The organism is Stenotrophomonas sp. GD03680 (genome assembly GCF_029844625.1).
Lineage (GTDB): Bacteria > Pseudomonadota > Gammaproteobacteria > Xanthomonadales > Xanthomonadaceae > Stenotrophomonas > Stenotrophomonas maltophilia_P.
Genome location: NZ_JAOCKC010000007.1, coordinates 59,637 through 80,323 on the forward strand (window position 1 = coordinate 59,637; position 20,687 = coordinate 80,323).

The window sequence follows — 20,687 nt, forward strand, 5'->3', positions numbered from 1 at the left end:
CGCCCTCGGTGAATCAACCCAGGGGTAGCGCCGGGCCATGCCCGGCGGCTCCTGACCCGCTGCGCTCGCCGGGCATGGCCCGGGGCTACCCGAGCATGCTGCGGCTTCAGCCCTGCCCGGCGAACACCCGCTCCAGCACCTCGGACAGCTCATCTTCCGAGAACGGTTTGGTGATGTAGGCCTTGGCGCCCTGGCGCATGCCCCACATACGGTCGGTGTCCTGGTCCTTGGTGGTCACCAGGATCACCGGGATGTGCCGGGTCGCCTCGTCGCGGGCGAGGGTGCGGGTCGCCTGGAAACCGTTGAGGTTGGGCATGACCACGTCCATCAGCACCAGATCGGGCAGCTCGGCACGGGCGGCTTCCACCCCGGCGGCGCCATCGGTGGCGGTCAGGATCTGGTGCCCGAGCTTCTCGACGATGCGCTGTATCCCCAACAGCTGCGACGGTGAGTCGTCGACGATCAGAATGCGTGCCATGTTGTTCCCCAGGTAATGCCCGCAGTGTAGTGCGGGCGGATTACCGGCGGGAGGGCGGCGCCTGCCGTCCGTCGCCTGCCTGCAACGTTCAGTCGATCCGTACCACCGTGCGTCCCAGCGAGCCGCCGGCCAGCATGCGCTCGAACACCGCCGGCAGCGCCTCCAGGCCGACTTCCGCTGTACAGATCTGCTGCAGATGCTGCGGCTTCCAGTCGTTGCCCAGCCGCGCCCAGACGGCTTCGCGCAGGGTGCGTGGCGCGTTGGCCGAAGAAACGCCCAGCAGCGATACGCCACGCAGGATGAAGGGCATCACCGTCATGTCCAGCTTCGGGCTGGCGGCGAGGCCCGCGCTGACCACGCTGCCGTAGGGCACGGTCTGCGCCAGCAGGCTGGCCAGCATGTCGCCGCCGGCATTGTCCAGGCCCCCGCCGAAGCGCCCGGTCTGCAACGGGCCGGTATCGGCCAACGCCTCGCGTGGCAGAACCTCGCTGGCACCGATGTCGCGCAGGAAGCGGGCCTGCTCCGGCTTGCCGCTGACGGCGTGCACGGTATAGCCGGCGCGGCTGAAGATCGACAGCGCCAGGGCACCCACGCCACCGCTGGCGCCGGTCACCGCCAGCGGGCCCAGATCCGGGGTCTGCCGATTGTCCTGCAGGCGCAGCAGCGCCAACGCGGCGGTGAAACCGGCCGTGCCCAGCACCATCGCCTCGCGCGGGCTGAGCCCAGGCGGCTGCGCGATCACCGCACTCGACTCCAGCCGCACGTACTGGCTGTAGCCGCCGTCGCGGGTTTCGCTCAGGCCGCAGCCGGTGGCCAGCACGGCGTCGCCCTCGCGCCAGGCGGGGTCGGTGGAGGCCACGACCGTGCCGGCCACATCGATGCCGCCCACCAGCGGGAAGCGGCGCAGGATCCGGCCCTTGCCGGTGCCGGCCAGGGCGTCCTTGTAATTGACCGAGGACCACCGGGCGCGGACCAGCACCTGCCCGGGGTTGAGGTCGTCGACCCCCAGCCGGGTCAGTCCGCTGCGGTAGCCGGCGTCGTCGCTTTCGATGCGGAAGGCGGTGAACGGGGTGGTGGGGACCATCGGCGTGCCTGACTTCGAGGAAAACGCCACCTTACCCCGTTCGCCCCCTTTCGATCCTGCCGATCCGCCCCATCTTGTATGATCGGTGATGGTTCACGGCTGGCGCCGCGGGAAGGGCCCGCGCCGCAGCCCATATCTTGATGGAGCGTGCATGGCCTGGAATACACCCGGCGGCAACAAGGGCGGACAAGGCCCCGAGGACAATCGACGCGGGCCGTTCGGGTCGCGCGGCGGTGGCAATGGTGGTGGCTGGGGCGGGCTGCCCGGGCCGTTGAAGGATCTGTTCGATGGCGGCATCGTCCGCTGGGTGGTGGCAGCCCTGGTGCTGCTGGTGCTGTTCTCCAGCTTCCAGCTGATCGGCGAGCAGCAGCGTGGCGTGGTGCTGCGCTTCGGCCAGTTCTCGCGCATCCTGCAGCCCGGACCGAACTTCAAGCTGCCGTGGCCGATCGAGTCGGTCACCAAGGTCAACGCGACCGAGATCAAGACCTTCTCGATCCAGGTTCCGGTGCTGACCCGCGACGAGAACATCGTCAACGTGTCGTTGAACGTCCAGTACCGCATCGATGATCCGCAGCAGTACCTGTTCGGCACGGTCGATGCCAACCAGGTGCTGGAACAGTCGGCCCAGAGTGCCGTGCGCGAGGAAGTCGGCCGTGCCGATCTCAACGCCGTGCTGAACAACCGTGGCCCGCTGGCCGTGGCTGCCGAGGAGCGCCTGCAGGCGCTGCTGCGCGCGTTCAAGACCGGCCTGACCGTGACCGGCCTGACCCTGCAGGACGCCCGTCCGCCGGAGGAAGTGAAGCCGGCCTTCGACGAGGTCAACGGTGCGCAGCAGGTCAAGGAACGCCTGATCAACGAAGCCCAGGCCTACGCCGCCAAGGTCGTGCCGGAAGCACGAGGCCAGGCCTCGCGCGCCCGTACCACCGCCGAAGGCTACAAGCAGGCCGTGGTGTCCAAGGCCGAGGGTGATGCACAGCGCTTCAGCCTGCTGCAGGCCCAGTACAAGGATGCGCCGGACGTGACCCGCAAGCGCCTGTGGCTGGAAACGGTGCAGCAGGTGCTGAGCGAGAACCGCAAGGTGATCGGTGGCGATGGCCGCCAGCTGATCTACGTGCCGATGACCGGCGATACCCGTCCTGCGACGTCGGCCGCCGGCGTGCCGAATCCGGACGTGGTGATGCCTTCGTTGCCGGGTACCACGGCGGCGGAACCTTCCCGTGATCCGGGCCGGCCCACGGGCCGCCCGACCGGGCGACCGAGCGGCCGTGAGGAGGGCAGCCGATGAAGAGTCCAATCTGGATCGCCGTGATCGTGGCGGTGGTGCTGGGCCTGCTGGGCTCGGTGTACGTGGTCCGCGAGGACCAGACCGCCATGGTCCTGAACCTGGGCAAGGTAGTGCGCTCGGACATCAAGCCGGGCCTGCACTTCAAGCTGCCGATCGTGGAAACGGTGAAGGTCTTCGACCGCCGCTTCCAGGTGCTTGATACCGCCCCTGCGCGTTACTTCACCGCCGAGCAGAAGGACGTCAGCGTCGACTTCTTCGCGATCGGCTACATCTCCAACGTGGGTGACTACTTCCGTGCCACCGGCGGCGATCCGCGCATCGCCAATGCCCGCCTGGCACCGATCATCACCGACTCGCTGCGCAACCAGATCAACTCGCGCACCCTGCAGCAGCTGGTGTCCGGCGACCGCAGCGAGCTGATCGCCGAGCAGCTGAAGGGGATCAACGAGGCGGTGGCGGGGCTGGGCATGCAGATGATCGATCTGCGCATCAAGCAGGTCGATCTGCCGACCGACAGCCAGGTCATCAACGACGTGTATGAGCGCATGCGCGCCCAGCGCAAGCAGGAGGCCGCCAAGCTGCGCGCCGAAGGCGAGGAACAGTCGCTGACGATTCGCGCCCAGGCCGACCGCGACAGCACCGTGTTGATCGCCGAAGCCGAGCGTGATGCCCAGCGCCTGCGCGGTGAAGGTGATGCCGATGCCGCGCGCATCTATGGCAAGGCCGGTTCTGCCGATCCGGCGTTCTACGCCTTCTACCGCAGCCTGGAGGCCTACCGTGGCTCCATGACCGATGGCAACGGCGTGATCGTGCTCGACAAGAACGACCCGTTCCTGCAGTACCTCAAGAGCGATCGCTGAGGTCGCACGCACTACCCACGGGGCCCGGCCAGATGCCGGGCCCCGTGCCATTTCTGGAGTTCCCGATGAAAGACCTGTTCGCGGCCGTGTGCCTGGTCGCGGTGCTGGAAGGCCTGTTCCTGTTCGCGGCCCCGCTGGCCTGGAAGCGCATGGCCGAGCGCCTGCTGGACCTGCCTGGACCGGCCCTGCGCAGCTTTGGCGGCCTGATCCTGCTGGCCGGCCTGAGCCTGCTGTGGTGGGCACGGCATTAGCAGCGGGTCATATTCCTTTCCGCAGGAAAGGGATCTGACCCCGTTTCGGGCCCCTGACCGCTGGGTGAAGCCGTCCGTCGGAAAGGTGGCACCCGACCCCGGAAACCCGGATAATGCACAAAAGCCGGACGGGCCTCCCCCGTTCGGCTTTTTCCGTGTCTGGGCCATCCATCGCCGGCCGCTCCCCGTTTGGAGCCGCCATGACCGCGCTGGCCACCCCCGCCACGGTTTACCCGTCCGCGGCCCCGATGGCCGCAACAAATCGAGGAGCCCGTCATGGGTCAGTCTGTCGTAGTGTTGGGTGCCCAGTGGGGCGATGAAGGCAAGGGCAAGATCGTCGATCTGCTCACTGAGGAAATCGGCGCGGTCGTGCGCTTCCAGGGCGGCCACAATGCCGGCCACACGCTGGTCATCAACGGCAAGAAGACCGTCCTGCACCTGATCCCGTCCGGCATCCTGCGCGACGACGCACTGTGCCTGATCGGCAACGGCGTGGTGATCTCGCCGGCCGCGCTGCAGAAGGAAATCGCCGAGCTGGAAACCTCCGGCGTGGAAGTGCGTTCGCGCCTGAAGATCTCCCCGGCCGCGCCGCTGATCATGCCGTACCACATCGCCCTGGACCAGGCGCGCGAACGCGCTGCCGGCGGCAAGGCGATCGGCACCACCGGGCGTGGCATCGGCCCGGCCTACGAAGACAAGGTGGCACGTCGCGGCATCCGCATCGCCGACCTGCATTACCCCAAGCAGCTGGAAGAACTCCTGCGCACCGCGCTGGATTACCACAACTTCGTGCTGACCAAGTACCTCAACACCGACGCGATCGACTTCCAGAAGACCTACGACGAGGCACTTGCCTTCGGCGAGTACGTCGAGCCGATGAAGTCCGACGTCGCCGGCATCCTGCACGACCTGCGCAAGCAGGGTAAGCGCGTGCTGTTCGAAGGCGCGCAGGGCGCGCTGCTGGACATCGACCACGGCACCTATCCGTACGTCACCAGCTCCAACACCACCGTCGGCGGCGCACTGGCCGGCGCCGGCGTGGGTGCCGATGCGATCGACTACGTGCTGGGCATCGCCAAGGCCTATGCCACCCGCGTCGGCGGCGGTCCGTTCCCGACCGAACTGGACGATGAGATCGGCCAGGGCATCCGCGACCGCGGTGCCGAGTACGGCGCCTCGACCGGCCGTCCGCGTCGCTGCGGCTGGATGGATATCGTCGCGCTCAAGCGCGCCGTGGCCATCAACGGCATCAGCGGCTTGTGCATCACCAAGCTGGACGTGCTGGACGGCATGGAGAAGCTGAAGGTCTGCATCGCCTACGAATACCGCGGCAAGCGTACCGAGTACGCACCGCTGGACGCGCAGGGCTGGGAAGAGTGCACCCCGGTGTACCTGGAGTTCCCGGGCTGGAGCGAGAACACTCACGGCATCACCCAATGGGATGACCTGCCGCCGGCCGCGCGCGCCTACCTGCGTTCGCTGGAGGAGCTGGCGGGCTGCCCGATCAGCATCGTCTCGACCGGCCCCGATCGCGACCACACCATGGTCCTGCAGGATCCGTTCGCCTGAGGTAGCGCCGGGCCATGTCCGGCGTGGTGGTAACGCTGTTCAATTGAAAAAAAGAGTGCCGCGACTCCCTGTGGGGTCGCGGCGCTTCAGTTTGGGCCGGTTTCATCTGTCGGCGGTGGCGCTGTCAAGTGCAGCCACGGAAGCCGACACCATGACCGCTCGCAAGACCCCGCCGTTCCATGTTGTTGAGCCCATCAACGACGACGCCAATCCCGCCGACGATCTCAGCACGTTCCAAGGCTGCCTCACCCGCATCCGTGATGGCGAGGGCTCCGATGGCGTGTTGTGGCCGGAGGAGAACCTGTCCGACGGACGACGTCAGTCCTTGGCGCGGATCGACCGTGCGGCCGTGGGCATCCTCACCGCGGTGGAGATGCTGCATGCGGCCAACCGTTGCGCCACCATGGCGACGCCGCGCAGGCACCTGGACGAAGGTGGGATGGAAGGGCTGTTCTTCGCCTGCCGCGAACTTGCCGAGCCGGTCTGCAGAGAAGTCAGGCCGGCCTGACCCCCTTCCGCATGTGCGATGCCTGGCCTCGCCATCTGGCGAGGTATCGGGTGGGTTCACGCGCTTCAGACTGACTTCCGTGCTGGCGCGCGTTCGGACGTGCCGGGTTCCGGCATCACCCGCGCACTGGAATCGGTTGAGTCCGCTGGAATTGCCGCCTCGTACTTCGGCTATGGGCGCGGCGACGCACGTCCGCGCGGGCGTTCCTGGCTGCGGCTGACCGTGCTGGAGGTCTGTGGCCGTTCTTCTTCTGGCAGCCCCTGGCACTGCTGTTACTGCTTGCTGGTGGCGGGCTGGCGACCGCCAGCATCGCGCTGCGGCGGTGGCGACGCCGGTAGGCCGGGCCATGCCCGGCGGGGTACTTGTCAGATACCCAATACGGCTAGGATCGTGCCCAAATCGGGCATCACTGCGACTGGCTCTGCCACGCGGCACACGCGCTACCCTCCCGCCTGCAACAGCGGGTACGGATTGATCGATTCCCCCTTCCACCACTGCTTCTCCGGCCCCAGCACGTGCACTTCGAAATGCAGGTGCGGGGCCTCGGCGCTGGCGTTGCCGGTGCTGCCTACGTAGCCAATCACCTCGCCACGCTTGATCACCTGCTTTTCGGCCAGGCCATCGGCATAGCGTTGCAGGTGGGCGTAGTAGTAGCACCAGTGCCCGCTCGGCTCGAACTGGTAGATCGTCAGCCCCCCACGCTTGCTGTCGAACAGCTTTTCCACCGTCCCATCGGCCACTGCCAGCACCGGGGTTCCTGCGTCGGCCATGATGTCGATTGCATCATGCACGCGCCCTTCGCTGCGGGCATCGGTGAAGGTATCGCGCAGCTGCGAAGGCAGTACGCCCTGCACCGGCAGCAGCAGGCCGCTTGGCGCATCGGTGGCGCTGGACGGCGGCACCGCCGTGGGGGCCGCAGCGCCCACACGCGGCGTCGCAGCCGCAACCTCCGGCGCCGCAGCCACCGCAGGTGGTGCTGCAGGCCGGGCAACCGCTACTGGCTCACCCGCATCGCGGCGCAGCCACCAGCCCATTCCCACACCCACCAGCACGCCCAGCACGATCAACTGCGAAAGTCGCATCGGCTCACTCCTGCATCACCACGGGAACGGAGGTATCGACCGCATCTGCCACGCGCAGTGCATCCCAGTTGGTCATGCGCACGCAGCCATGCGATTCGGTCTTGCCGACATGCCCGGGTACCGGCGTTCCGTGCAGGCCATAGTGGGGTTTGGACAGATCGATCCAGACCCGGCCGACCGGATTGTTCGGACCGGGCGGCAGCGTGGCCTTCTTCTCGCCTTTGCGCGCATCCCAGAACAGCTTGGGGTTGTAGTGGAACGGCGGGTCGCGATGGACGCCGAGAATCTTCCATTCACCGATCGGCAGCGGATCGTGCTGGCTGCCGGACGAAACCGGCACCTGTGCGATCACCTTGCCCTGCGCATCCAGCAACTGAAGAGTGGAATCGGACTTGTCGACCACGATCTTCGCCGCCTTCGGCAATGCCGCGGGGGCGATGTTGGGCACCTGGACACGGCTGCCGGCCTTGGCCAGATCGACGCCGGGGTTGAGCAACTTCAGAAGGGCAGGGGACGCGTGGAAGCGTTCACCGAGCGCTTCCTCGACGCTGCTATAACCCAGCGACTTCAGCTTTGCCTGTGCGGCGGGTTTCTTGGGAATGGACTGGAACGGACCGGCAACATCCTCGGCCGTCAGCGTGTAGCTGGCCAGCGGCGCGATCGTCTCGGCCTGGAGAGCCTCCCAGGTGCTGTCGTCCAGCTCTCCGCTCACCGTCAGGCCGTGTGCCGCCTGGAAGCCGGCCACGGCCCGATGCTGGTTGCTGCCGACTTCACCGTCGATCTCGCCCGGGGAGAAATTGGCGCGATCCAGCAACACTTGGGCGTGCAGCGGCGAGCGGGCTGCTGTATCGGGTCCGGCCTTCTCGGCAATGGGCTCCGGCAGCTGGGCCGGCGGCGGTACCTGCGCGAAGGCGGGCGACACCAGCAAGGACAGGGCGAGCAGGGCGGGGCGGTACACGGGCATGAAGATCTCCGGCAGATGGCAGCTCCACCCTGCCCGCAGAGGCTGCGCAGCCTCCGTGAAAGCAACCTGATGCCGGCATGAGCAGGGCAGCCCCGGCGTGGCTCAGGCCCTTGTCGCAGAAGTACGGGGCGGGGCCTCACCAAGGTGAACGGCTGCCGACGCCCGTGCTTGTTGCCGATCAAGATTGCCGGTGGCGCGGCCGATACGGGCGCATCCCCCCGTTTTGGATGTACCCATGGATTACTTGAGGAATGTCAGGGTTGCCTGGCGTCTTGGGCTGGGCTTTGGCCTGTTGCTGCTGCTGGTCGCGGCCGTGGTGGCCACCGGCGCCACCGCCAGTGTCGTGCAGAAGCGCGCGATGCAGCAGGTAGTCGACGTCAGTGTGGCCAAGGTACGCCTGCTGTCGCAGATGCTCGATGCCAACAACCAGATGATGGTAGTGCGCCGCGAAATGCTGATCCGCCAGGGCGAAGAGCGCGGCAGCGACGAGAAGCGCATTGCCGACCTGGTCAAGCGCTACGAGGCGGATTGGTCCGCCTATCAGGCCCTGCCAGGCGATGCAGAGGGCAAGGCCATCGCTGAAACCATCGCGGCCAAGCGCGCCCTTGCGCGCCCGCTCAACAAGCAGACCAGCGAACTGATGGAGCAGGGCGACTACCCCGCTGCCGTGGCACTGACCCTGGGGCCGGTGCAGGACGCGGCCAACGGCTGGAACAAGGCGTTGTCCGAGGGAGTCGACTTCGAAGAGAAGGAAAGCCGCGAGGCCGCCGCCGAGGCGATCCGCCTGGGTGAACGCAGTCTGCTGCAGTTGCTGGTGCTGGGAGGCGTGGCCCTGCTGGTCGGCATTGCCGCCTCGGTGATGATCGGTCGCAGCCTGACCGGTCCGCTGGCACGCGCGGTGAACCTGGCCGAGCGCCTGTCCAAGGGCCAGCTGGACCAGGAATTCCGCCTCGGCGGCCGTGACGAGCTGACCCGGCTGGGCGAGGCGATGGCCAGCGTGCGGCAGAGCGTGCAGGCCGCCATCGGGGCGCAGATGCACATGGCCGAGCAGCACGAGGCGGGTGCGATCCGCTACCGCATGGACGCCAGCGCGTTTCCGGGCGATTTCGGGCGCATGGTGCAGGCCACCAACAGCCTGGTGGAATCACACGTGCAGGTGGAACTGCTGATGGCCGAGGTCATGCAGCGCTATGCCATCGGCGACCTCAGCCGCGACCTTCCGGACTATCCCGGCGAGAAGGGTACGCTGACCCGCACCCTGGCCGCAGTGAAACAGAGCCTGCTGGCAGTCAACACCCAGATTGACGACCTGGTCCGCGCGGCGCGCGCTGGAGATTTCAGCGTGCGTGGGGATGCCAGTGCGTTCCAGTATCAGTTCAGGGCGATGGTCGAGCAGCTCAACGGCATGATGGCCAGTTCGCAGGCCAGCATCGCCGACGTCTCCGATGTGCTGCGCGCGATCTCCGGGGGCGACCTCACTGCGCGCATGGACGGTCACTACGACGGCGTGTTCGCCCGCATGCGCGACGATGCCAACACCACCACGGCCCAGCTGACCGGTATCGTGCGCGGCATCCAGGACGCTGCCGACAGCATCAACACTGCCGCGCAGGAGCTCGCCGCCGGCAACAGCGACCTGTCCCGCCGTACCGAACAGCAGGCCGCCAACCTGGAAGAAGCGGCGGCATCGATGGAAGAACTCACCTCGACCGTCCGCCAGAATGCCGAGCTGGCCCGCCAGGCCGACAGCGAGGCACACGCTGCCGGCGCGGCGGTGCGGGCCACCGAACAGGCAATGGCACAGATGGCGTCTGTGATGGGAGAGATCGATCAGTCCTCGGCGCGCATCTCGGAAATCTCCACGGTCATCGATGGCATCGCCTTCCAGACCAACATCCTGGCCTTGAACGCTGCGGTGGAAGCTGCCCGCGCGGGTGAGCAGGGCCGCGGCTTTGCCGTGGTCGCCAGTGAAGTGCGCACGCTGGCGCAGCGTGCGGGCATCGCCGCCAAGGAGATCAAGGAACTCATCGAAGAGGCGGCAGGCAAGGTGCAGAGCGGTCTGGCGGTCACGGTCGAGTCGGAAGCAGCCATTGCCCGCTTGGCACAGGCCAGCGCACGCACCAACCAGCTGATGAGTGACATCGCTGCGGCGAGCAAGGAACAGGCGGCCGGCATCGAACAGGTCAATCAGGTGGTGGTGCAGATGGATCAGGTGACCCAGCAGAATGCCGCACTGGTGGAAGAAGCCACTGCCGCCAGCCGCGCGCTGGAAGAGCAGGCCAATGCGCTGACCGCGTCGGTCGCGGTGTTCCATATCGAGCAGAGCGGTGTAGTCCGCACGGTGGCAGCACGCGCGGCCTGACCGTCGGCAGCCGCCTGAAGGTACGGGCCGCCACGTGTTCGCGCGTGGTGGCCGGTCAGTCCTGCATGCGGCGGATGCGGCCGTCCTCGATCTTCCAGATCACGTCCTTACCCGTGGAGACGTACATCGGCGAGCGGGCCCACAGGCTCCAGAACACATGGATCTCGGTCGGTGTCGGGTCCTGCAGATGGGTGATGAACATCGCCGCACCGGGTGGCGCACGCTTCAGCTGGATGCAGCTGTGGGTGAAGGCGCGGCGGGAGACGATCCGACCGTGGGCGATGTCGAGACGATGCGTGCCGCCCAGCGGAACTACGGCAGGATCGGTGGTGGCGGGCAGCAGGTAGACCGTCCACGCATCGGCGGCCGTACCGGGCGCCGGAAGAATCACGCTGTTGTAGGTCTGCGCGCAGGCGTCGAAGGCGCTGTTCAACGCCAGCGCCCGTGCGGCGGCAGCGCCGGCCTGGTAGGTCGTTGGCGCCGCTGGAACATCCAGAGTCTCGGTTGCGCCGGTCATCCTTCCCTGCGCGTCGGTGGCGGCCCTATACAGGACCACTGCGCCGTCGCCGATCATGCTGACTTCGTAGTGGCTGCCGCGCTGTTCGGTTATCCAGCCCCTTACCCGGGTGTCGCCGCGCATGCCCTGTTCGAGCAGGGCGTCGGTTGCGCGCTCGGCCGCCAGGTCGTGCTCGAACATCTGCCGGCCACGCGCTTCAGCCTGTGCGACGGCCTGCGCGGTACCCACATCGTCCGCTGGCGCGGCGGGAGCCCGCGCATTGCCGGAAACGGCCGGTGACGCGGCGCAGAGCCACGCCAGCAGCCCCAACATGCCAGTCCATCGTTTCATGGCCCTTTCCTCCGCTCTGCGCCCTGCGGCACCGTGGAGTATGCCGCAGGCCGGTGGTCTACCGCGCGCCACCTTTTTCGGCGATGCTCGCTGAAAAGGGGAGCGGGCATGGACAACAGGGAACCGGAAGGGACCTATGGCGATGTGCCGCGGGTGCAGGGCATCGAGGTGGCTGCGGCGCCACCGGAGCCGGAAGCAGCGACCGACTGGTCGATGCTGCCGCTGACCCGTGGTGATGATGACTCGGCGGTGATGCAGGCGCTGTCCCGCATGCGCCGTGAGCCGGCACTGCTGTTCACCACTGCCTATCTGCTGGTGTCGCTGCTGGGGCTGTGGTGCAGCTTCTGGTTCTACCGGGGATTCGAGCTGTCGATTCTGGATTACCTGCAGCCCAGCGATTTCCTGGTGGCCGGCATCCGTGACCCGGCCTATGCACTGCTGCTGGCTGCGGGGGTGCTGCTGGTGCTGCTGGTGAGCTGGCCGGACACGCTACGGATGCGCAATGCGGCCAAGCTCGAGCAACTGCGCGCACGCAACTGGGCATGGCGGGCGGTGCTCATGCGCTCGGTACTGACCAGCTGGGAGGGCGTAGGGCTGCGGCCGCTGACGGCGATGACCCTGGCCGTGGCCGCTTTCATGGCCATCGGCGCGGCCAACTACGTGCAGGTGCGGGGGCAGCAGATCCGCAACGAGGGACGTGGGGAAGTGATCCGCCTGCAGTTGAACGGCGACGCGGCGCCCTTGCCTGGCACCGCGCGCCTGCTGGGCTCCAGCAGCGCATTCCTGTTCGTCTGGTGGCCGCAGCAGCGACGGGCCGAAGCGATTCCGATCGCTGCGGTGCGCAAGCTGCAGGCGGTGGCCGTGGCGGCACCCGCGCCCAAGGGCCGGGCCGGCGATTGACTGAGCCGTGGCGCCGCCGGGTGCTCATGCTGCCCGGCGTGCGCCACGTCACCGTGCAGGGCCGCAGGCATCGTGTGCCCGCTGCGCTGCCGGGTGCATCTCAACCGCCTGCGCGGGTGCGCGCGGCCTTCTTCGCGGCGGTCGAGCGTGCCGCCTTCTTTGCCGCCCGGGTTGCCGCTGCCTTCTTCGCGGCCGCACTGCGCGTGCTGGCGATGGACTTCTTCGCGGGCGCTTTCTTTGCGGCAGTCTTCTTTGCGGCCTTCTTCGCCGGTGCTTTTCCCGCAGTGCTCTTCGTTGCGGCCTTCTTTGCCGGTGCCTTCTTCGCCGCCTTCTTCACAGTCTTCTTCGCCGCCTTCTTCGCAGTCTTCTTGGCCGCCTTCTTCGCAGTCTTCTTGGCGCCCTTGCGGGCACTGCCACTGCGCTTGCCTCCGCCATCCTGCTTGTTCACGGTGGCCCACGCGATGCGTTCGGCGGTGCTTTCACTGGCACCACGCTCGCGCTCGCTTTCCTCGATGTGTTCAGCCTGGCGCTTCTGCTTGTCGGTATAGGCGGATTTGTCTCCACGGGGCATGACACGTCTCCTTGCAGGCGATGGGGGTGAGGCCGTCAGGCCAGTTGCCGCAGCTTCGGTTCGCGGGCCCACTGGCGGGTGGCGGCGACGGCGAGGAAAGCGCCGGCATCGCCCGCGTCGACGATGCCTGCATCCTTGCCCACGCGCGCCGCCTTGAGCAGCACCCGGCCTCCTTCATCGCTGCCGATGGCCTTCAGGTGTGCCCACGCGGTGCTGGCAAATTCCAGCCCCGCACTGTCGCTGGACAGCCGCTTGCCGGCCTCCTCGCTGAGCACGATCGCGACCGCATCGAACACCGCCGATGGAGTCCCCGCCAGTTGCCCGTCGGCCGCTTGCAGCTTGCCGTTGCTCAGGGTGGCGCCGCCCACCTTGGGAGCCACCAGCTTCACCGCGGCGCCGGCCTTCTCGGCGGCCTTGCGCAGGCTGCTGATGACACCGGCATCGGAGCCTTCATCAAACAGGATGCCGATGCAGCGCCCTTGCAGGGTGGGTTTGTTGCGGCCGATCACGCGGACTTCCGGTGCGGGGGGCATGTCCTGTGCCGGCGTAGCAGTGGGTGCCGGGTCGGGCAGGGTGGGCAGCGCCAGTCCTTCCGCCACCCGCTGCGCGAGGGTTTCGTCGATGTTGCGCAGGTGGCTGACGGTACGCACGCGCACTTTGGGCGTTTCCACCTTGGACAGCTCGAATACCAGTGCCGAGGCCAGATGTGCCTGCTCGGGTGCTTCCAGGCTGCGGAAGAACATCCGTGCCTGGCTGTAATGGTCGGCGAAGCTCTCGGCACGCGTGCGCCCCTTGCGGCCGTCATCCGCGCTGGCATGGCTGCGGAATCCGGCCGGTGTCTCGCGCGGGCTGTCGTCCTCCAGCGAACTGGGGTCGTAGGCCACGCGGCCCTTGGGCACCTGCATCTGCATATGCCCATCGCGCTGGTGGTTGGCAAACGGGCACTTCGGCGCATTCACCGGGATCTGGTGGAAGTTGGGTCCGCCCAGGCGGATCAGCTGGGTATCCAGGTAGGAGAACAGCCGGCCCTGCAGCAGCGGGTCGTTGCTGAAGTCGATGCCGGGCGGCACGTTGGCCGGGCAGAAGGCCACCTGCTCGGTTTCGGCGAAGAAGTTGTCCGGCCAGCGATCCAGCACCATGCGCCCGATCACCTTCAGCGGCACCAGCGATTCGGGAATGATCTTGGTCGGGTCCAGGTGATCGAACGGAAATGCGTCGGCCTCCTCTTCCGTGAACAGCTGCACGGCCAGTTCCCATTCGGGGAAGTCGCCACGCTCGATCGCCTCGAACAGGTCGCGCCGATGGAAATCGTTGTCCGCGGCCTGCAGCTTCAACGCCTCGTCCCACACCGTGGACTGGATGCCCAGCTTCGGCCGCCAGTGGAATTTGACGAAGGTGGAGTCGCCGGCCTCGTTCAACAGGCGGAAGCTGTGCACGCCGAAGCCTTCGATCATGCGCAGCGAGCGTGGAATGGCGCGGTCGCTCATCGCCCACATGATCATGTGCATCGATTCGGGCATCAACGAAATGAAGTCCCAGAACGTGTCGTGCGCGCTCGCTGCCTGCGGGAACGCGCGGTCCGGTTCCATCTTCACCGCATGCACCAGGTCGGGAAACTTCATTGCGTCCTGGATGAAGAACACCGGGATGTTGTTGCCCACCAGGTCCCAGTTGCCTTCAGGGGTGTAGAACTTCACCGCGAAACCCCGCACGTCGCGGGGGGTGTCGACCGACCCGGCACCGCCGGCCACGGTGGAAAAGCGGGTGAACACCGGAGTCTTCTTTCCGACTTCGCCAAGGATGCGCGCACGGGTGTACTTGGCCAGCGAGTGGGTGAGTTCGAAATAGCCGTGGGCGGCGCTGCCGCGGGCATGCACGATGCGCTCCGGGATGCGCTCATGGTCGAAGTGGGTGATCTTCTCGCGGAGGATGAAGTCCTCCAGCAGGGTGGGGCCTCGTGGGCCCTGGCGCAGCGAGTTCTGGTTGTCGGCGACGGGGATGCCCTGGGCCGTGGTCATCGGGGGGTGCGTGCCGCCGGCGTGCAGGTGCAGTTCGTCGCCGTCGCCACGGCGATGGTCGGGGGAGGGGGCGGGTGCGCGCTTGCCGGTGGGCTTGCTGGCGGCCATGGGTCCAGGTCCTGTAGCGGGGGAGTCAACCTCTACCCTCGCGCGCCAGACGTTAAGCCCCGGTCCCGCGCAGGTGATCGCGCGGACAAGGGCGCCTCGGCTATGCTTGGGGCATGCGAGTCGAGCCCGCCGACATCGAAGCCCTGTTCGACGCCATCCCGGACGTGCTGTTCTTCATCAAGGACCGCCAGGGCCGCTACACCCACGTCAACCAGACCATGCTGCGGCGGCTGGGCCTGCGCGCGCGCAAGGACGTGATCGGGCGTACCGCGGCCGAGATCTACCCGACCGGCCTCAGTGCGGACTATGTCGACCAGGACGCACGCGTGCTGTCCGGCGAGGTGATCGAGAACCTGATGGAGCTGCACCTGTTCGCCAACCGCGAGCCGGGCTGGTGCCTGACCTGCAAGCGGCCGCTGGTGGTCGACGGCAGCATCGAGGGCCTGATCGGCATCTCGCGCGACCTGGGCCAGAAGGACAGCCTGGGAACCCAGTACGAGCAGCTGCGGCTGGCCCTGGCCCATCTCAACGCGCATTACGCCGAGAACGTGCGCATGCAGACATTGCTGGACATCACCGGGTTCTCGCTGTCCAAGCTGGAGCGCAGCTTCCGCAAGGTGTTCCAGATGACCCCGCAGCAGGTGCTGACGCGGCTGCGGATCCAGATGGCCATGCATCTGCTGCATGGCGACGACAGCATCGCCTGCATCGGCCAGGCCTGCGGGTTCAGTGACCAGAGCGCGTTCACCCGCAAGTTCAAGGCCGAAACCGGTTTCTCGCCGCGCGCCTACCGCGCCCGCATCGGCGAGCCGGCGCTGGCCTGAGCGGCCTGCTGCACTGTGCCTATCCCCACAGGCGCGGGACAGGGTAAGGTGACGCCCCTGTAGCCGCCGCCCACTCCTGCCGATGCCCGCCAGCCCCGTTACGCCTGCCTCGCCCTCCCGCCTGGGCCATTCGCTCAAGCCACGCCAGCTGATCATGATGGGGTTGGGCAGCGCCATCGGCGCGGGCCTGTTCCTGGGCTCCGGTGTGGGCGTACAGGCGGCCGGCCCGGCGGTGCTGGTGTCGTACCTGGTGGCCGGCGCACTGGTGATCATCGTGATGAACGCACTGGGCGAAATGGCGGCGGCCAAGCCGACCAGCGGCGCGTTCTCGGTCTATGCCGCCGACGCCATGGGCGCCACGGCAGGGGCGACTGTCGGCTGGCTCTGGTGGGTACAGCTGGTGATCGTGATCGCCGCCGAGGCCGTGGGAGCGGCGGGCCTGCTGGCCACGGTCTGGCCTGCCATTCCGGTGCCGATGGCCGCCCTGGCGTTCATGCTGTTCTTCACCGCGATCAACCTGCTGGGGGTCAGGAATTTCGGTGAGTTCGAGTTCTGGTTCGCCATTCTCAAGGTGGTGGCGATCCTGGCGTTCATCGCCATCGGTTTCGCGCTGCTGATGGGCTGGCTGCCGCAGGTGACCTCTCCGGGACTGAGCAACTTCACCGCACACGGCGGTTTTGCACCGCAGGGCCTGGCCGGTATCGGCGCAGCCCTGCTGGTGGTGGTGTTCGCCTTCGGCGGCACCGAGATCGTGGCCGTTGCCGCGGCCGAGACCGAGGATCCCGAGCGCAGCATCGCCCGCGCCATCCGCACCGTGGCCTGGCGCATCCTGGTGTTCTACATCGGCTCGCTGAGCGTGATCATAGCCGTGGTGCCGTGGACCAGCGAAGCGCTGAAGTCGCCGTTCGCCGCGGTGCTGGATGCGGCCCGCATTCCGGGGGCGGGCACGGCCATCACGCTGATCGCAGTGATCGCCCTGCTGTCGGCCCTCAACGCCAACCTCTACGGCGCGTCGCGGATGATGTATTCGCTGGCGCAGCGCCGCGAGGCACCGGCCGTGCTGGGCTGGACCGACCCGCGGCAGGTGCCGGTGATCGCCGTTCTGGCCAGCGTGCTGTTCGGGTTTGCCGCGACGGTGATGGAACTGCTGTTCCCGGACAAGGTGCTGCCGGTACTGCTGAACATCGTCGGCTCGACCTGCCTGCTGGTGTGGACGCTGTCGCTGCTTTCTCAACTGGTGCTGCGCCGCCGTGCGGACCGCCTCGGCTCGCGCCTGCCGTTCCGCATGGCCGGTTTCCCGTGGCTGACCTGCTGCGCCCTGGCGATCCTGGCACTGATCTTCGGCCTGCTGCTGAGCGAGGCGCATACGCGCCTGCAGTTCCTGTCGATGGTGGCCCTGACCGCCACGATCGCGGCCGGCAGTGCGATCGCGCGCCGCATGCGCGAGGCCTGATCCGTACAGCCGAGCGTGGGCTTGGCTCTACAGCGGGCATACATCCTGCGTGCCATCCTGTTCGCGGGGCCGTCATCGGCCCGCTGAACTGGAGCACCCCATGCTGCGCAGTCGTCCGTTCCTGATGTTCACCGGCCAGGCCGAGGCGGCCCTGGCCCTGTACGCCGAGGCGTTCGCCGATTTCCGGCTGCTTGCCCTGCAACGCCATCCCGACGGCGCAGGGGCGGGAGTGCCCGGCCAGGTGCGGCAGGCGACCTTCATGCTCGGCGGCACCAACTATCTGTGCTTCGACAGCCTGGATGTGCACGACTTCACCTTCAGTCCGTCGATCTCGCTGTTCGTCGAGTGCGGTGGCGCCGAACAGTTCGAGCGCGCGGCGCGCGTGCTGGGCGAGGGCGGGCACTGGCTGATGCCGGTGGGCGACTACGATTTCAGCAATCGCTACGGCTGGGTGCAGGACCGGTTCGGTGTGTCCTGGCAGTTGAGCCTGGGGCAGATGCCGGATCCGTGATCGGTCCAGCCGCTGCGCTCGCCGGGCATGGCCCGGCGCTACCGTAAACGAAAACGGCCCGCTTGCGCGGGCCGTTCCGTCAATCACGCTTCGACTTCATCGTCCTTGTAGGCGTCGACCGGGATGCAGGCGCACATCACGTTCTTGTCGCCGTAGACGTTGTCGACGCGGGCCACCGGCGGCCAGTACTTCTGCAGCTTCAGGCTGGGCAGCGGGAAGGCGGCCAGCTCGCGCGGGTAGGCGTGGGTCCACTCGCTGGCCGTCACCGCGGTGGCGGTGTGCGGCGCGTTCTTCAGCGGATTGTCCTCGCGGTCCAGGCGGCCATCCTCAATCGCACGGATTTCCTCGCGGATCTGGATCATGGCATCGATGAAGCGGTCCAGCTCATGCAGCGACTCGCTTTCGGTGGGCTCGACCATCAGCGTGCCGGCCACCGGGAAGCTCAGCGTCGGCGCGTGGAAGCCGAAGTCGATCAGGCGCTTGGCCACGTCCTCGGCGCCGATGCCGCTGCTCTTCTCCAGCGGGCGCACATCGAGGATGCACTCATGCGCCACCAGGCCATTGCGGCCGGTGTACAGCGTCCTGAAGTGCGGCGCCAGGCGCTTGGCGATGTAGTTGGCATTGAGCTGCGCGACCTGGGTCGCCTTGCGCAGGCCCTCGCGGCCCATCATCGCGATGTACATCCAGCTGATCGGCAGGATCGAGGCGCTGCCGAAGCTGGCGGCGCTGACCATGCCGACGGGGCCGTTGTCACCCAGCTTGCCCGGCAGGAACGGGGCCAGGTGCGCCTTGACCGCGCATGGGCCGACGCCCGGGCCGCCGCCGCCGTGCGGGATGCAGAAGGTCTTGTGCAGGTTCAGGTGGGAAACGTCCGAACCCCACTTGCCCGGCTTGGCCACGCCGACCAGGGCGTTCATGTTGGCACCGTCGGTGTACACCTGGCCGCCGTGCTTGTGGATGATCTCGCAGATCTCGACCACCTCCTCCTCGAACACGCCGTGCGTGGACGGGTAGGTCATCATGATCGCGGCCAGGCGGTCGCTGTACTTCTCGGCGTTGAGGCGGATGTCCTCGACATCGACGTTGCCGTTGGCATCGGTCTTGGTGACCACCACCTTCATGCCGCACATCTGTGCCGAGGCCGGGTTGGTACCGTGGGCCGAATCCGGAATCAGGCAGATGTCGCGATGCTCCTCACCACGCGAGCGGTGGTAGGCGCGGATCGCCAGCAGGCCGGCGTACTCGCCCTGTGCCCCCGAGTTCGGCTGCAGGCTGACCGCATCGTAGCCGGTGCATTCGACCAGCATCGCTTCCAGCGACTCGATCAGTTCCTTGTAGCCCAGTGCCTGGTCGGCCGGCACCAGCGGATGGATCTGCGAGAACTCCGGCCAGGTCACCGGGATCATCTCGGCGGTGGCGTTGAGCTTCATGGTGCACGAGCCCAGCGGGATCATCGTGCGGTCCATCGCCAGGTCCTTGTCGGCCAGTGAACGCAGGTAGCGCAGCAGTTCGTGCTCGCTGTGGTGCGTGTTGAACACCGGATGGGTCAGGAACGCGGACTGGCGCAGCAGCCCGGCCGGCAGAGCGTCGGCGGTGCTGGCATCCAGTGCATCGACATCGGCTTGGGCACCGAAGACGGCGGCCAGCGCGACCACATCGGCGCGGGTGGCGGTCTCGTCCAGGCTGATGCCGACCGAGTCGCTGTCGATCGCGCGCAGGTTGTAGCCGGCGGCGCGCGCCTTGGCGTGGATCTCATCGGCGTGCACACCGGTGACGTGCAGGGTGTCGAAGAAGTCGCCAGCAACCTGCACGCCGGCCTTGCGCAGTGCGGCGGCCAGGATCGCGGCCAGGCGGTGGGTGCGGCGGGCGATGCGGGTCAGGCCTTCCGGACCGTGGTAGACGGCGTACATCGAGGCCATCACCGCCAGCAGGACCTGTGCGGTACAGATGTTGGAGGTGGCCTTCTCGCGGCGGATATGCTGTTCGCGGGTCTGCAGGGTCAGGCGGTAGGCCGGGTTGCCCTGCGCATCGATCGAGACGCCGATCAGGCGGCCGGGCATCGAGCGCTTGTAGGCGTCGCGGCAGGCCATGAACGCCGCGTGCGGGCCACCGAAGCCGAACGGCACGCCGAAACGCTGGCTGTTGCCGACCACGATGTCCGCGCCCCATTCGCCAGGTGCGGCGAGCAGGGTCAGCGCCAGCAGATCGGTGGCCACGGCGACCAGGCCGCCGCGTGCATGCACGGCCTCGACCAGTGCCCGGTAGTCGGCCACCTGGCCGAACGTATCCGGATACTGCAGCAGCACGCCGAAGCTGTCCGCTTCCAGCGCTTCGGCCGGGGTGCCGACGCGCAGCACGATGCCCATGGGCTCGGCGCGGGTGCGCAGCAGCTCCAGGGTCTGCGGGTGCACGGCATCGTGCACGAAGAAGGTGTCCGACTTCGACTTGGCCGAACGCTTGGCCAGGGTCATCGCTTCGGCCGCTGCGGTGGCTTCGTCCAGCAGCGAGGCGTTGGCGATCTCCATGCCGGTCAGGTCGGCGCACAGGGTCTGGAAGTTGATCAGCGCTTCCATGCGGCCCTGCGAGATCTCTGCCTGGTACGGGGTGTAGGCGGTGTACCAGGCCGGGTTTTCCAGGATGTTGCGCAGGATCACGTTCGGCGTGTGGGTGCCGTAATACCCCTGGCCGATGAAGCTGCGCAGCACGGTGTTCTTGTCGGCGATCGCGCGGATCTTCGCCAGCGCCTCCACTTCGGTGATCGACTCCGGCAGCGCCAGCGCTGCCGGCGACTTGATCTTGGCCGGCACGATGGCATCGGTCATCGCATCCAGCGACGCGTGGCCGACGACGTCGAGCATCTGCGCGATCTCGGCGTCATTGGGGCCGATATGGCGCTCGACGAACGCACTGTGGTGCTCGAGCTCACGCAGGGAAGGGGTGTTCTGGGACATGGCGAAGGATCCGTCAGGAAAGGGCACACGCACGGGCACAAGCCGCCGGATGGCGGGCTGC

At 67.4% G+C, this 20,687-nt stretch carries 18 protein-coding genes and 1 pseudogene; 11 read left to right on the forward strand and 8 right to left on the reverse strand.

Translation table 11 applies throughout. The features are described from left to right. Positions 1 to 106: 106 nt before the first annotated feature. Positions 107 to 478 (reverse strand): twitching motility response regulator PilH, encoded by a 372-nt coding sequence (pilH, locus tag N5J29_RS10720; RefSeq protein WP_053518630.1) that lies wholly within the window; start codon positions 476 to 478, stop codon positions 107 to 109. A gap of 88 nt (positions 479 to 566) precedes the next feature. Further along, positions 567 to 1,562, reverse strand: a complete 996-nt coding sequence (locus N5J29_RS10725) for a YhdH/YhfP family quinone oxidoreductase (protein WP_164151594.1) — start codon at positions 1,560 to 1,562, stop codon at positions 567 to 569. A 151-nt stretch (positions 1,563 to 1,713) separates the two neighbouring features. Here N5J29_RS10725 and hflK point away from each other — a divergent pair, with 151 nt between their 5' ends. The 6 genes and pseudogenes from hflK to N5J29_RS10755 form a co-directional block, all read left to right on the forward strand. After that, positions 1,714 to 2,847, forward strand: a complete 1,134-nt coding sequence (gene hflK / locus N5J29_RS10730) for an FtsH protease activity modulator HflK (RefSeq protein ID WP_164151596.1) — start codon at positions 1,714 to 1,716, stop codon at positions 2,845 to 2,847. Beyond that, a complete protein-coding gene (locus N5J29_RS10735; RefSeq protein WP_053518623.1) occupies positions 2,844 to 3,707 on the forward strand; it encodes a protease modulator HflC in 864 nt (287 codons plus the stop codon). The genes hflK and N5J29_RS10735 overlap by 4 nt, the downstream gene beginning before the upstream one ends. Positions 3,708 to 3,772: 65 nt before the next feature. Beyond that, positions 3,773 to 3,958 carry a DUF2065 family protein gene (locus tag N5J29_RS10740; protein WP_053518621.1) on the forward strand — a complete coding sequence of 62 codons (186 nt, stop codon included), beginning with the start codon at positions 3,773 to 3,775 and terminating at the stop codon, positions 3,956 to 3,958. Between the two features lie 276 nt (positions 3,959 to 4,234). After that, a complete protein-coding gene (locus tag N5J29_RS10745) occupies positions 4,235 to 5,527 on the forward strand; it encodes an adenylosuccinate synthase (protein WP_053518619.1) in 1,293 nt (430 codons plus the stop codon). Positions 5,528 to 5,678: 151 nt separating this feature from the next. Then, positions 5,679 to 6,035 carry a hypothetical protein gene (locus tag N5J29_RS10750; RefSeq protein WP_164151598.1) on the forward strand — a complete coding sequence of 119 codons (357 nt, stop codon included), beginning with the start codon at positions 5,679 to 5,681 and terminating at the stop codon, positions 6,033 to 6,035. Positions 6,036 to 6,107: 72 nt separating this feature from the next. Beyond that, a pseudogene (locus tag N5J29_RS10755) lies at positions 6,108 to 6,373 on the forward strand (hypothetical protein); the annotation flags it as partial. A 102-nt stretch (positions 6,374 to 6,475) separates the two neighbouring features. On the opposite strand, the gene N5J29_RS10760 reads toward N5J29_RS10755, so the two are convergent. Both N5J29_RS10760 and N5J29_RS10765 read right to left on the reverse strand, forming a co-directional pair. Continuing rightward, positions 6,476 to 7,117 (reverse strand): M23 family metallopeptidase, encoded by a 642-nt coding sequence (locus N5J29_RS10760; RefSeq protein WP_164151601.1) that lies wholly within the window; start codon positions 7,115 to 7,117, stop codon positions 6,476 to 6,478. A gap of 4 nt (positions 7,118 to 7,121) precedes the next feature. Then, positions 7,122 to 8,081 carry a L,D-transpeptidase gene (locus N5J29_RS10765; RefSeq protein WP_164151602.1) on the reverse strand — a complete coding sequence of 320 codons (960 nt, stop codon included), beginning with the start codon at positions 8,079 to 8,081 and terminating at the stop codon, positions 7,122 to 7,124. 235 nt (positions 8,082 to 8,316) lie between these two features. On the opposite strand from N5J29_RS10765, the gene N5J29_RS10770 reads away from it, so the two are divergent. Next, complete coding sequence (locus tag N5J29_RS10770; protein WP_164151604.1) at positions 8,317 to 10,443, forward strand: methyl-accepting chemotaxis protein; 2,127 nt, start codon at positions 8,317 to 8,319, stop codon at positions 10,441 to 10,443. Between the two features lie 55 nt (positions 10,444 to 10,498). On the opposite strand, the gene N5J29_RS10775 is transcribed toward N5J29_RS10770, so the two are convergent. Then, positions 10,499 to 11,290: a hypothetical protein gene (locus N5J29_RS10775; protein ID WP_164151606.1), complete on the reverse strand. Its 792-nt coding sequence runs from the start codon at positions 11,288 to 11,290 to the stop codon at positions 10,499 to 10,501. A 108-nt stretch (positions 11,291 to 11,398) separates the two neighbouring features. Here N5J29_RS10775 and N5J29_RS10780 point away from each other — a divergent pair, with 108 nt between their 5' ends. Beyond that, on the forward strand, positions 11,399 to 12,190 hold the full coding sequence (locus N5J29_RS10780) for a hypothetical protein (RefSeq protein ID WP_065182649.1): 792 nt from the start codon (positions 11,399 to 11,401) through the stop codon (positions 12,188 to 12,190). Positions 12,191 to 12,290: 100 nt separating this feature from the next. Here N5J29_RS10780 and N5J29_RS10785 read toward each other — a convergent pair whose 3' ends face one another. Together N5J29_RS10785 and N5J29_RS10790 are read right to left on the reverse strand one after the other, a co-directional pair. Next, entirely contained in the window at positions 12,291 to 12,761 is a 471-nt protein-coding gene (locus N5J29_RS10785; RefSeq protein WP_164151608.1) for a hypothetical protein, read from the reverse strand. Between the two features lie 35 nt (positions 12,762 to 12,796). Continuing rightward, on the reverse strand, positions 12,797 to 14,887 hold the full coding sequence (locus N5J29_RS10790; RefSeq protein WP_164151610.1) for a catalase: 2,091 nt from the start codon (positions 14,885 to 14,887) through the stop codon (positions 12,797 to 12,799). A gap of 113 nt (positions 14,888 to 15,000) precedes the next feature. Between N5J29_RS10790 and N5J29_RS10795 the strand changes: the two genes are divergently transcribed. The 3 genes from N5J29_RS10795 (at position 15,001) to N5J29_RS10805 (ending at position 17,675) form a co-directional block, all read left to right on the forward strand. After that, positions 15,001 to 15,711, forward strand: coding sequence for an AraC family transcriptional regulator (locus N5J29_RS10795; protein ID WP_053519032.1), 711 nt, complete (start codon positions 15,001 to 15,003; stop codon positions 15,709 to 15,711). Positions 15,712 to 15,793: 82 nt separating this feature from the next. Continuing rightward, entirely contained in the window at positions 15,794 to 17,164 is a 1,371-nt protein-coding gene (locus N5J29_RS10800; protein ID WP_065174823.1) for an amino acid permease, read from the forward strand. A 100-nt stretch (positions 17,165 to 17,264) separates the two neighbouring features. After that, positions 17,265 to 17,675, forward strand: coding sequence for a VOC family protein (locus N5J29_RS10805; RefSeq protein WP_053519027.1), 411 nt, complete (start codon positions 17,265 to 17,267; stop codon positions 17,673 to 17,675). 83 nt (positions 17,676 to 17,758) lie between these two features. Here N5J29_RS10805 and gcvP read toward each other — a convergent pair whose 3' ends face one another. Then, entirely contained in the window at positions 17,759 to 20,626 is a 2,868-nt protein-coding gene (gene gcvP / locus N5J29_RS10810; RefSeq protein ID WP_065174824.1) for an aminomethyl-transferring glycine dehydrogenase, read from the reverse strand. Positions 20,627 to 20,687: the final 61 nt, after the last annotated feature.